Annotated in this window: 10 protein-coding genes; 4 read left to right on the plus strand and 6 right to left on the minus strand. The window is 71.0% G+C overall.

Going from position 1 to position 10,856, the window contains the following annotated elements:
• Positions 1–3 precede the first annotated feature (3 nt).
• Together RAN62_RS07030 and RAN62_RS07035 are read left to right on the plus strand one after the other, a co-directional pair.
• Positions 4–2,529: an ATP-dependent Clp protease ATP-binding subunit gene (locus tag RAN62_RS07030; RefSeq protein ID WP_305783717.1), complete on the plus strand. Its 2,526-nt coding sequence runs from the start codon at positions 4–6 to the stop codon at positions 2,527–2,529.
• 221 nt (positions 2,530–2,750) lie between these two features.
• Positions 2,751–3,512, plus strand: coding sequence for an Ltp family lipoprotein (locus RAN62_RS07035; RefSeq protein WP_305783652.1), 762 nt, complete (start codon positions 2,751–2,753; stop codon positions 3,510–3,512).
• Between the two features lie 11 nt (positions 3,513–3,523).
• Here RAN62_RS07035 and RAN62_RS07040 read toward each other — a convergent pair whose 3' ends face one another.
• Together RAN62_RS07040 and RAN62_RS07045 are read right to left on the minus strand one after the other, a co-directional pair.
• Positions 3,524–4,000: a hypothetical protein gene (locus tag RAN62_RS07040; protein WP_305783653.1), complete on the minus strand. Its 477-nt coding sequence runs from the start codon at positions 3,998–4,000 to the stop codon at positions 3,524–3,526.
• 91 nt (positions 4,001–4,091) lie between these two features.
• Complete coding sequence (locus tag RAN62_RS07045) at positions 4,092–4,481, minus strand: winged helix-turn-helix transcriptional regulator (protein WP_305783654.1); 390 nt, start codon at positions 4,479–4,481, stop codon at positions 4,092–4,094.
• Between the two features lie 138 nt (positions 4,482–4,619).
• Here RAN62_RS07045 and RAN62_RS07050 point away from each other — a divergent pair, with 138 nt between their 5' ends.
• Positions 4,620–5,471: an alcohol dehydrogenase catalytic domain-containing protein gene (locus RAN62_RS07050; protein ID WP_305783655.1), complete on the plus strand. Its 852-nt coding sequence runs from the start codon at positions 4,620–4,622 to the stop codon at positions 5,469–5,471.
• A 23-nt stretch (positions 5,472–5,494) separates the two neighbouring features.
• Here RAN62_RS07050 and RAN62_RS07055 read toward each other — a convergent pair whose 3' ends face one another.
• Genes RAN62_RS07055 through RAN62_RS07065 form a run of 3 tightly spaced genes read right to left on the minus strand, consistent with a single transcriptional unit; the run spans position 5,495 to position 9,172 of the window.
• A complete protein-coding gene (locus RAN62_RS07055; RefSeq protein ID WP_305783656.1) occupies positions 5,495–8,314 on the minus strand; it encodes a WD40 repeat domain-containing protein in 2,820 nt (939 codons plus the stop codon).
• A 28-nt stretch (positions 8,315–8,342) separates the two neighbouring features.
• Positions 8,343–8,924 (minus strand): cytochrome P450, encoded by a 582-nt coding sequence (locus RAN62_RS07060; protein ID WP_305783657.1) that lies wholly within the window; start codon positions 8,922–8,924, stop codon positions 8,343–8,345.
• On the minus strand, positions 8,867–9,172 hold the full coding sequence (locus tag RAN62_RS07065; protein WP_305783658.1) for a cytochrome P450 family protein: 306 nt from the start codon (positions 9,170–9,172) through the stop codon (positions 8,867–8,869). The genes RAN62_RS07060 and RAN62_RS07065 overlap by 58 nt, the downstream gene beginning before the upstream one ends.
• Positions 9,173–9,175: 3 nt before the next feature.
• Between RAN62_RS07065 and RAN62_RS07070 the strand changes: the two genes are divergently transcribed.
• Positions 9,176–9,382 (plus strand): LysR substrate-binding domain-containing protein, encoded by a 207-nt coding sequence (locus tag RAN62_RS07070; protein WP_305783659.1) that lies wholly within the window; start codon positions 9,176–9,178, stop codon positions 9,380–9,382.
• 44 nt (positions 9,383–9,426) lie between these two features.
• Here RAN62_RS07070 and RAN62_RS07075 read toward each other — a convergent pair whose 3' ends face one another.
• Positions 9,427–10,794: a family 43 glycosylhydrolase gene (locus RAN62_RS07075; protein ID WP_305783660.1), complete on the minus strand. Its 1,368-nt coding sequence runs from the start codon at positions 10,792–10,794 to the stop codon at positions 9,427–9,429.
• Positions 10,795–10,856: the final 62 nt, after the last annotated feature.

The following is a 10,856-nucleotide window of genomic DNA, read 5'->3' on the forward strand; positions in this document are numbered from 1 at the left end:
GCTGTGTTCGAGCGCTTCACCGACCGAGCCCGTCGGGTTGTCGTCCTGGCCCAGGAAGAGGCCCGGATGCTCAACCACAACTACATCGGCACGGAGCACATCCTGCTCGGCCTGATTCACGAGGGTGAGGGCGTCGCCGCCAAGGCCCTCGAGAGCCTGGGCATCTCCCTGGAGGCGGTCCGGCAGCAGGTCGAGGAGATCATCGGCCAGGGCCAGCAGGCGCCGAGCGGGCACATCCCGTTCACGCCGCGGGCCAAGAAGGTGCTGGAGCTCTCGCTGCGCGAGGCCCTGCAGCTCGGCCACAACTACATCGGCACGGAGCACATCCTGCTGGGCCTGATCCGCGAGGGCGAGGGCGTCGCCGCCCAGGTCCTCGTGAAGCTCGGCGCCGACCTCAACCGGGTCCGCCAGCAGGTCATCCAGCTGCTCTCGGGTTACTCGGGCGGCAAGGAGGGCACCCCGGCCGCCGGGGGCGCGGCCGCCGCGGCCCCCTCGTCGTCGATGGTGCTCGACCAGTTCGGCACCGACCTGACGCAGCGGGCCCGCGAGGGCAAGCTCGACCCGGTCATCGGCCGCGAGAAGGAGATCGAGCGGACCATGCAGGTCCTCTCGCGCCGCATGAAGAACAACCCGGTGCTCGTGGGCGAGCCCGGCGTCGGCAAGACGGCCGTCGCCGAGGGCCTGGCCCAGGTCATCGTCAAGGGCGAGGTGCCCGAGAGCCTGAAGGACAAGCACCTCTACACCCTCGACATGGGCTCGCTGGTCGCCGGCTCGCGCTACCGCGGTGACTTCGAGGAGCGCCTCAAGAAGGTGCTCAAGGAGGTCGCCACCCGCGGCGACATCATCCTGTTCATCGACGAGATCCACACGCTGGTCGGCGCGGGGGCCGCGGAGGGCGCCATCGACGCGGCCAGCATCCTCAAGCCGCTGCTCGCCCGGGGTGAGCTGCAGCTGATCGGCGCGACGACCCTGGACGAATACCGGAAGTTCATCGAGAAGGACAAGGCCCTCGAGCGCCGCTTCCAGCCCATCCAGGTGGGCGAGCCCACGCTGGCACACACCATCGAGATCCTCAAGGGCCTGCGCGACGCGTACGAGTCGCACCACCGGGTCAGCATCACCGACGGTGCCCTCGTGGCCGCCGCCACGCTCGCCGACCGTTACATCTCCGACCGGTTCCTGCCGGACAAGGCGATCGACCTGATCGACGAGGCGGGCGCCCGGATGCGCGTACGCCGGATGATGTCCCCGCCCGACCTGCGTGAGCTCGACGAGAAGATCATGCAAGCCAGCCGGGACAAGGAAGCCGCGATCGACGCGCAGGACTTCGAGGCGGCCGCCACCCTGCGCGACAAGGAGAAGCAGCTCCAGACCCAGCGCGCCCAGCGCGAGAAGGACTGGAAGGCCGGCGACCTCGACTCGGTCGCCGAGGTCGACGACGAGCAGATCGCCGAGGTGCTCGGCAACTGGACCGGCATCCCGGTCTACAAGCTGACCGAGGAGGAGACCTCCCGCCTGCTGCGCATGGAGGACGAGCTGCACAAGCGCGTCATCGGCCAGGAGGACGCGGTCAAGGCCGTCTCCAAGGCCATCCGGCGTACGCGGGCCGGGCTCAAGGACCCGAAGCGGCCCAGCGGCTCGTTCATCTTCGCCGGGCCCTCGGGCATCGGTAAGACCGAGCTGTCCAAGGCGCTCGCGGAGTTCCTCTTCGGCTCGGAGGACGCGCTGATCCAGCTCGACATGTCCGAGTTCCACGACCGCTACACGGTGTCGCGCCTGGTCGGTGCCCCTCCCGGCTACGTGGGGTACGACGAGGGCGGTCAGCTGACGGAGAAGGTGCGCCGCAAGCCGTTCTCGGTCGTGCTGTTCGACGAGATCGAGAAGGCGCACGCCGACGTCTTCAACACGCTGCTGCAGATTCTCGAGGACGGCCGGCTGACCGACGGTCAGGGTCGCATCGTCGACTTCAAGAACACCGTCATCATTCTCACCACCAACCTCGGCACGCGCGATGTCGCCAAGGCGGTGTCGCTGGGCTTCCAGGCCTCCGAGGCCGAGGAGTCCAACTACGAGCGGATGAAGGTCAAGGTCAACGACGAGCTGAAGCAGCACTTCCGCCCGGAGTTCCTCAACCGCATCGACGACACGATCGTCTTCCACCAGCTCCGGCAGGAAGAAATTCTCCAGATCGTCGACATCTTCACGGCGCGCATCGAGACCCAGCTGAAGAACAAGGACATGGGTCTGGAGCTGACCGACAACGCCAAGAAGTACCTGGCGAAGAAGGGCTTCGACCCGGTGCTGGGAGCCCGGCCGCTGCGCCGCACCATCCAGCGCGACCTCGAGGACACCCTGTCCGAGCAGATCCTGTTCAACGAGCTGCGCCCCGGCCAGATCGTCGTCGTCGACTGCGAAGGCGACCCGGACAACGTCGAAAAGTCCAAGCTGACCTTCACCGGCGCCGACCGCGGCGGCGTGGTCCCGGACGTGGTCCCGGCCGGCCTGGGCGAGGCCACCGCCACCGAGTAACCCACTGATCCACCACCAGGAGGCCGCAGCGGTTCGCCGCTGCGGCCTTCTCTGTTCTCCCGCCGGATGGTTGTCCCGCCAGATGGTTGCCCGCCTAGCTGCCGTCCGTCAGATGTCGGACGGAGGCATTTGCTGAGGTGCTGCTGCCGCACCCCTCAACTGCTGCCGCCGAAGACCGACCTGAACCTTCGCCGATCGGCCGCCCCTTGAGGAGTACTGGTATGTCCCTGCCCCCGCCGCAATCCTTCGGTTTCCCGCCCGCCCCGGCTCCTCGGAAGCGGAAGACCCTACCCATTGTCCTCGCCAGCGTCGGCGCGGTGTTCCTGCTGTGCATCGGCGGCACCGTCATCGCCGCAGCGAGCAGCGAGCAAACGCAGCAGACCGTCGCCGGGGATGCCCGAAGCTCGACCGAGGCGGTGGCCGTGGCCTCCGCCGTCCCGGACCGGACCACCGCCACGCCGACGGCAGAAGCAACCACCGCAGCGCCGAGCCCGAAGAAGACGACCACGGCTCCGGCGGCCGAGAAGACCACCGAGGCACCGGCCGAGCCGAAGCTGTCCGTGGAGCAACAGAACGCCAACGAATCCGCCGAGAGCTACCTCGATGGGCAGTCCTTCTCCCGGACCGGCCTGATCAAGCAGCTCAAGTTCGAGGGCTACCCGACAAAGATCGCGACCAAGGCCGTGGACTCCGTGGGCGCCGACTGGAAGGACCAGGCCGCCAAGTCAGCCGAGAGCTACCTCGACGGCCAGGCCTTCTCCCGCACCGGCCTGATCAAGCAGCTCAAGTTCGAGGGCTTCACCTCGAGCCAGGCCGTCCACGGCGTGGACTCCGCGGGCGCCGACTGGAAGGAGCAGGCGGCCAAGTCGGCCGAGAGCTACCTCGACAGCTCCTCGTTCTCGCGTACCGGCCTGATCGGTCAGCTCGAGTTCGAGGGCTTCACCCACGCGCAGGCGGTCTACGGCGTCAACCAGGTGATGTAAGACACCGGCGGTCAGGTCAGGACGGCGACACGGGCGGCGACGGCGGGGGTGAGGTCCGGCTTTTCGTCGCCGTAGGCGAGGTCGCGGACGCGGGACGGGAAGATGCGCTCGATGTCGGCGCCGTAGGAGCCGTCCTCCGGGGTTTCGACGGTCGGGGCCGGGACCAGGTGAACGGCGGTGGGCAGAGCGAGGCCGGAGTCGATGCCGGTGCCGATCGTGGAGCACTGGGCCCACACGTAGGCGACGCGCACGTCGGCCGGGGTGCGGGCCCCGGCGGGGTCGAGGCCGAAGACGCGGGTGGCGCAGCCCATGCGATCGCCGGACCAGTCGGCGCTGAGCTGCTGCTCGACGATCGGAGTGACCTGAGTGGCGAGCGTGGCGGCGAGGGCCGGCGGCACCTCGGCCGGACCGCGGGTGGACAGGACCACCGCGGTGGCCGCGAGCCCGGCCACCGCGGCAGCGGCGAGGCCGGTCCGTCGTGAGATCACGAGCGGACGGTAACCGGCGCCCGCAAGCCGATCACTACCGGCGTGGATTTCGTTCGCGAGTCTGGTGGGTGGTTCCGCGGCGGGACGCGAATCAGCGGTGGTCGGCATCGTATGCCGCCCGGGACGCGTCCACTTCGGGCATGTGCAGCTCGGCCCATTCCTTGAGTTGACTCATCACTACGAGCAGCGATCGGCCGAGCGAGGTCAGTTCGTAGTCGACCCGGACGGGCATGGACGGCGTCAGCGTGCGCGTGACCAGGCCGTCGCGCTCCATCCGGCGGAGGGACTGGGTGAGCATCTTCTGGCTGACCCCCTCGAGCTGGGAGGACAGCTCGGAGTAGCGCAGTGGACCGCGGAGGCCGAGCGCGACTATCAGCAGGCTCACCCACTTGTCGCCGATCGTATCGAGCAGGCGCCTGCTGGGGCAGCTCGCGGCGAAGGCGTTGAACTGCGGCGCCGGCCGCTGGGCGGATGCCGTCAAGACATACCTCCGGGTGTGTACCCCACTCCAAAGTGCCTACTTCCCAAGAGAACGTAGGTCCCTGAAAGTGGTGAGGCAACCAGATCCAGGGGGAATTCCATGCGCGCACTCATCACCAGCGCCGGAGCCGACACGCCGGTGCTCACCGACGTCGAGCCCGCACCGCTCGGCCCCGCGGACCTGCGGATCCACGTCAGTGCGGCTGCTGTCAACCCGATCGACGTGTTCCTCGCGACCGAGCGGGGCCGAACCGTCTTCGGCCTGGGCGGGGGCGCCGGCTTGGGTTCGGACCTCGCCGGGACGGTCGTCGAAGCCGGCGCCGAGGTCGACGGTTTCGCCGTCGGCGACCTGGTCGCTGCCCTTGATCGTGACCTCGCCGCCCCAAGCCGGGCGCATGCGGAGAGCATCGTGATCGCGGCGACCGATGTGGCCCGCGTGCCTGCCGGACTGGATCCCATAGCTGCGGCATCGATACCGCTGAACGCTCTCGCCGCGCGCCAGGGCCTCGACCTCCTCGGCCCGCCGGAGGGGCGCAGACTGCTGGTGACCGGCGCGGCTGGTGCCGTGGGCGGATACGCCGTCGCCTTGGCGGTCAGAGCAGGCTGGCGGGTCACGGGTCTCGCCCGGACGACTGACGCGGCCTTCGTCAGAGACGCCGGCGCCGAGCGATTCGTCGAGGAGCTCCCCGGACCGGCATACGACGTGGTGCTCGACGCCGCGACGATGCACAGCGACGCGATCCGCGCGCTGCACGACGGCGGCGTGTACGTCGGCTACCCCGGACAGACAGTCGAGGCCGAACGAGGTATCCACATCAAGCCAGTGGTCACCCAGCCCGACGGCGCCGCACTGGCCGGCCTGCTCCGGCACGCCGCCGACGGACTGTTCCAGCTCCGTATCGCCGGCACGGTCGCACTCGAAGAGGCGTCGGTCGCGTACGCCAAGGTCGCCGGCGGTGGCCAACGCGGACGCTGGCTCCTCATACCGTAACCCGACGAGACTCGCGAACAAGGTCACCGGCGGGTGCCTGTGGCGAGGTCCCAGATGTGGACGGTGTTGGCGCCGTCGCCTGAGGCGACGATCACGTGGCCGTCCACCTCGGTGGTGGCGACGCTCGACACGTAGCCGTTGTGGTGTTCGTAGGCCAGGGTCTCCTCGCCGGTGCGGGCGTCCATCGCGCGGACGCCGCCGTTGTCGGTGCCGATGAGGACGATCGAGCCCGGCGCGACGGTGATGCCGCTGGGGAAGGCGCACTCGTGTTCGAGGCGGATGAGCTGAGTACGGGATCCGGTGTCGTACACGGCCAGGTAGCTCTCCTCCTCCGGGTGGTAGCCCTCGTCCTCGTCCCCCTCGGCGTCGATGCCGTGGACGACGACGAGCCGGCCGTCGACGAACCCGAACGCGAGGCTGGTGTCGGCCGCCTCCGGCACGGCGACGGGCTCGTACACGGGCTCGCCGGCGAGAACGTCCCACACCGTGACGAGGCCGTCGTCGTCGTGGGGCGTGATCGTGGCGGCCAGCAGCCGGCCGTCGCGGGTGGTGAGGGCCGCGGCTTTGAGCTCGTCGGTGCTCAGGGTGGCGTACGGCTGCTGGGTCCGGATGTCCCAGATCCGCAGGGTGCCGTCCTCGGTGGCGGCGCCGACCAGGTGCCGGCCGTCGACCTCGGCCGTGGCGAGGCTGACGACGGTGCTGTCGAGGCGGGCGAGCGGCTGGCCGTCGCGCAGGACGAGGCCGTCGGCGTCGGCGGAGACGAGGACGTCGTGGCCCGGTCCGGCGAAGGCGACCGCGGTGACCGAGGTGTCGTGCCCGATCAGCGGGGGTCCGGCCAGGGCGCCGGTGGTGGCGTACCAGAGGCGCACTGTGGTGTCGTCGGAGGCGGAGGCGAAGACCGGCACGCCGTCACGGAACCCGGCCGCGACATCCGTGACAGCGCCGTAGTGGCCCCCGTCGGCGGCGGGAGAGCCCAGCATCCACATGCGCGGCGGGCCCTGCTCGGCGGTGGAGATGACCGCGGGCTCGCCGTGCCGGTCGAGGAAGTGCACCGAGTCGACGGCCGCGTCGTGACCCTTGAACGGCATGCCGATCGGGGCGCCGGTGGCCGCGTCCCACACCCGGACGGTCTGGTCGGCGGAGCCCGACACCACGACGTCCCGGCCGTCGACGGTGCCGTGGGCCAGGGCGCGTACCTGGTCGTGGTGCCCCTCCGGCGGCAGCCCGGCCTCCTCGCCCGTCGCCGGATCCACCACCCGGATGTCGCCGGAATAGCCGCCCAGCAGCACCAGCGTGCCGCCGCGGCCGGTGCCCAGGACGGCCAGGCTGCGATCGAGGGTGTACGGCCGGCCGGCGTCCGCCCCGGTCCGGGCGTCCCAGGAGCGCAGCGTGGCCCGCTCGGACACGGCGGTCACCGCGACCCGCCCGCCGATCTCGGTGAAGACCAGCCGGCAGTCCTTGTCCAGGCCGAGCGGCCCGGCCGGGATCTCGGTGAGCAACTCCCCCGTCGCCACGTCCCGGACGGTCAGCGCCACGTCGTCCGCGGCGGCCAGCACGGTACGCCCGTCGAGTTCGCCCAGCGTCACCCGCCGGTCGAGCGACTCGAGCCCGCCGGCCTTCGCGATCGGGAGCCCGGTGCTCAGATCCCACACCCGCGGCGGCGTCCCGCCCAGCACCACGAGCTCGCGCCGCACGGCGAGGGGATCGTTGCGCACCTGGCCGCCGTAGAACATCGACGGCAGGTCCTCGCCGGTCGCGACGTCGATCAGCCGCAGCACGCCGAGCTCGTCGGCGAGCACGAACGCCGGCCGCCCGCCGACCTCGCCGAAGGCCACGATCCGCGGGCCCGGTCCGCTCAGCGGCACCCGCCGGCCGCGAGTGACCAGCTCAGCCGCCCCGCTCTTCCACACCAGCAGCGCGGCGGGCTCGTCCCCGTCCGACCCGAGCGCCAGCTGGTCGATGTCCCGCTCCTCCTCCCCCATCGGGAAGTCGACCGCGCGCCCGGCCGCCAGATCCCACAGCAGCACGGGCTTTCCCTGACGGCCGAGCAGCAGCAGAGGACACCCGCCGACCACCTTCATCGTGTACGACAACCAGTGCTTGTCATTGCCCAGCGAAGGCGGCGCCACGAGCACTTCCTCGCCCGTCCCGGCATCCCACACGACGACCGGGTCGGTGCCGTAGTTGTCCCGGCGCGAGGCGACGATGAGCCGGCCCTCGTACTCGGCGGTGGTCATGGGCCCGCCCGGCCCCGGCGCGCCGAACGCCTCCCCGGTGAGCGCGTCGTGGAACCGCGTCTCGCCGTCCCGCTGGGTCGCGACCAGCATCCGCCCTCGGAAGACGGCGAAGTGGCTACCGCTGCCGGGGCGCCGGTGCACGATGTCGCCGGTGGCCACGTCCCAGGCCGCGATGTCCCGCCCGGCCGCGAACACCAGGTCCCGGCCGTTGACCGTGGCGAAGCCGATCAGCCCCGTCACCGGCCCGTCGGGATCCCGCAACTCGTGCAGCGGCGCCCCGGTAACGGCGTCGCGGACGAGGACGTCCCCGCGTTCACTCTGGGTCACCAGCCACCGGCCTCCACCGAGCAGCACCGACCGGGGTGCCGCCCGCAGCAGCCCCGAGCGGTCCGGCAGGTAGGCCCCGGTCTCCAGGTCGACCCCGCCGATCAGCTGCTCGTCCTGCCAGCCGCGCCCGGTCAGCACCAGCACCGGCCGGCCGTCGACCTCGGCCAGCACCGAGGCTGAGGTGTCGGCCAAGTCGTGCCGGGGCCGCGGCTCGGGCCCTTCCAGCACCCGATGCGGCTCCGCTTGTCCGTCCTCGACCCACTCCCACGCCTCACGCATGATCGAACAAGGTACAGCGGCCCGGAGTTCATGGGGCCAGGCGGACGGGAAGCGCCTCCCAGCCGTGGATCATCGTGCTGTCCCGCCGGCGCGGCGGCCCGGCCGCGGCGTCCGCCTCGATCGTGCCGAACCTCGCCAGCAGACCGCGCAGGGCGATCCCGGCCTCGAGCCGGGCCAGCGGCGCGCCGAGGCAGTGGTGGATCCCGTGCCCGAAGGCCAGATGCCCGCCGCGGGGCCGGCCGGTGTCGAGGCGGTGCGGGTCCGGGAACCGGGTGGCGTCGCGGTTGGCGGCGAGCAGCGACACCATGACGGCCTCGCCGGCGGGGATCTCGACCCCGCCCACGCGTACGGGTGCTGTGGTGAACCGCAGCGTGGCGACGTGGGCCGGGCTGCTCAGCCGCAGCATCTCCTCGACGGCGGCCGGGATGAGCGCGGGGTCACGGCGCAGCGCCGCCAGCTGCTCCGGCTGCTCGATCAGGTGCCACACGCCGGTGCCGATCAGGTTGACCGTGGTCTCGTGTCCGGCCACGAGCAGCAGGCAGGCCATCGAGGTCAGCTCGGTGACGGTGAGCCGGTCGCCGCCGTCGCGGACGTGCACCAGGTTGGACAAGGGTCGTCGCCGGGTTCGGCCCGCTTGCGCTCGACGAGTTCCGAGCGGTACGCCAGCAGCGCCGACGCGTGCTCCCCGAGCTGGGCGGAGGAGGCGGAGGTGACCGTCACCGACCAGGTCCGGAAGGCCTCACGGTCGGCGGGCGGCACACCGAGCAGCTCGCAGATCACCGTGATCGGCAGGGGCGCCGCGTACGCCGTGAGCAGGTCCACCCGTCCTGATGCCGGGATCGCGTCCCGCAGCGTCATCTGATGGCCCGGGTGCGAGCCGGCGAGGGCGTGGCGTTCCTGCCGGAGCGGACCCGCGACGCGATGGCGATCCCGCCGGACGTGCGGCTCGCTCCCGTGCCGGACCTGACGCCCGAGCGGCTGTCGGTGGTCTGGCCCGCGGCCGCGACGTCACCCGCGGTGGCCCGCTTCGTCGAGCACGCCACCACGGCCTTCGAGCGCCATGGGTGAGCCCGGCCGGCGGTGGCACGCCGGCCGGGCCGAAGCAGATCAGGTCAGGCGACGTCGATGGCGTCGATCTCGGCGTAGTTGGCGCCCTTGGCGTACGCGAGGGTGTTGGTCCCGGCCTTGAGGGTGACCGTACGCTCGCTGGTCTGCCAGTTGTCCCACCCGGTGACCGGATAGTCGACCGCGCCGGCCGTCACGCCGTTGACGGTCAGGGTGTGACTCGCGGCGCCGGCGTCGGAGCCGTTGGCGAAGCGGGTGAACAGGCGGTAGGTGCCGGCGCGCGGGACGGTGACGGTGAACGTGACGCGGCTGTCGGGGAAGTCGATGCCGCCGACGACCACGCCGTTGCTGGCGCCGCCCGTGGCGTAGCGGGCGTTGGCCCGGGTGAAGGACGCGTCCTCGGCCTCGTAGCGGATCTTGGCGCCCTCGACGACGGGGCGGTTACCCAGCCAGTCGAGGCGCCGGGTGTACATGGCGCGGTAGGTGTAGGTCGGGTCCCAGCCGTGGAAGACGATGCGGTTCTTGCCGTCGGGGCCGGTCACGATGTCCTGGCCGCCGGGGCCGCGGATCGCGCCCGCGAACTTGTCGGTGGTCATCAGCGGGGCGTCGGCCTTGGTGTACGGGCCGCGCAGCCTCTCCGACGTGGCATAGCTGCTGATGTAGCTGTCGTTGCCGAAGAAGTTGGCCGAGTAGAACAGCACGTACGCGCTTCCGTGCTTCACGAGGGTCGGCGCCTCGACGAGCGTACCTTCGAAGGGTTTGTTCTGTTTGATCAGTGGCGTCTCGGCGCCGGTGCGGCGCAGCCCGTCGGCGCTGACCTGTTGCAGGCGCAGCCAGGTGTCCTGGGCGCAGCAGTTGCCGTCGTTCTTCCAGAGGATGTAGCGGCGGCCGTGCTCGGTGTAGGAGGAGGCGTCGATCGCGCCGCCGATCTCCGGGGTGCAGACCAGGGCGGTGTCGCGGGGCGTGAACGGCCCGCCGGGTGAGGTGGCGGTGGCGGCGCCGATGCACTGCTTGCCGGAGGCGCGGTCGTGGGCGGTGTACCACATGACGAAGCTGCGCGGGCCGGTCGCGAAGACCTCGGGCGCCCAGACGCCGCGGTCGCCGACGCCACCGGGCGGGAACGACCAGTCGGTGTCGGCCCAGGCGCCGAGCGTCGGCAGGGCGTCGCTCGGCTGCACGGTCCAGGTCGTCAGGTCGGTCGAGGTGGCCCACTTGATGGTGCGGCCGTCGCTGTTGGTGGCGTATGCATAGTAGGTGCGCCCGACCTGCAGCACATCCGGGTCGGCGAAGTTCTGGTCAATAACCGGAGCGGCCGTCGGAGCGGCCGTCGAAGGAGCCGGAGCGGCCGCTGAGGAGGCCGGGCCGGTGAGCAGGGTGGCGGTCAGAGCCAGGACGGCGGCTCGGATCGGTGACATGGACGCTCCCAACAGGTCGGTGCGGGATCACCATCATCACTGTTTCCTGTGGATCTCTGTCA

It is taken from the genome of Symbioplanes lichenis (genome assembly GCF_030709675.1).
Classification (GTDB): Bacteria; Actinomycetota; Actinomycetes; order Mycobacteriales; family Micromonosporaceae; genus Actinoplanes; species Actinoplanes lichenis.

What these genes read in the sequence shown, in the direction of transcription:
- RAN62_RS07065 (WP_305783658.1), bottom strand. Translation starts at nt 9,172, where the DNA reads ATGACGCTGCGGGACGCGATCCCGGCATCAGGACGGGTGGACCTGCTC.
- RAN62_RS07070 (WP_305783659.1), top strand. Translation starts at nt 9,176, where the DNA reads ATGGCCCGGGTGCGAGCCGGCGAGGGCGTGGCGTTCCTGCCGGAGCGG.
- RAN62_RS07075 (WP_305783660.1), bottom strand. Translation starts at nt 10,794, where the DNA reads ATGTCACCGATCCGAGCCGCCGTCCTGGCTCTGACCGCCACCCTGCTC.
- RAN62_RS07035 (WP_305783652.1), top strand. Translation starts at nt 2,751, where the DNA reads ATGTCCCTGCCCCCGCCGCAATCCTTCGGTTTCCCGCCCGCCCCGGCT.
- RAN62_RS07055 (WP_305783656.1), bottom strand. Translation starts at nt 8,314, where the DNA reads ATGCGTGAGGCGTGGGAGTGGGTCGAGGACGGACAAGCGGAGCCGCAT.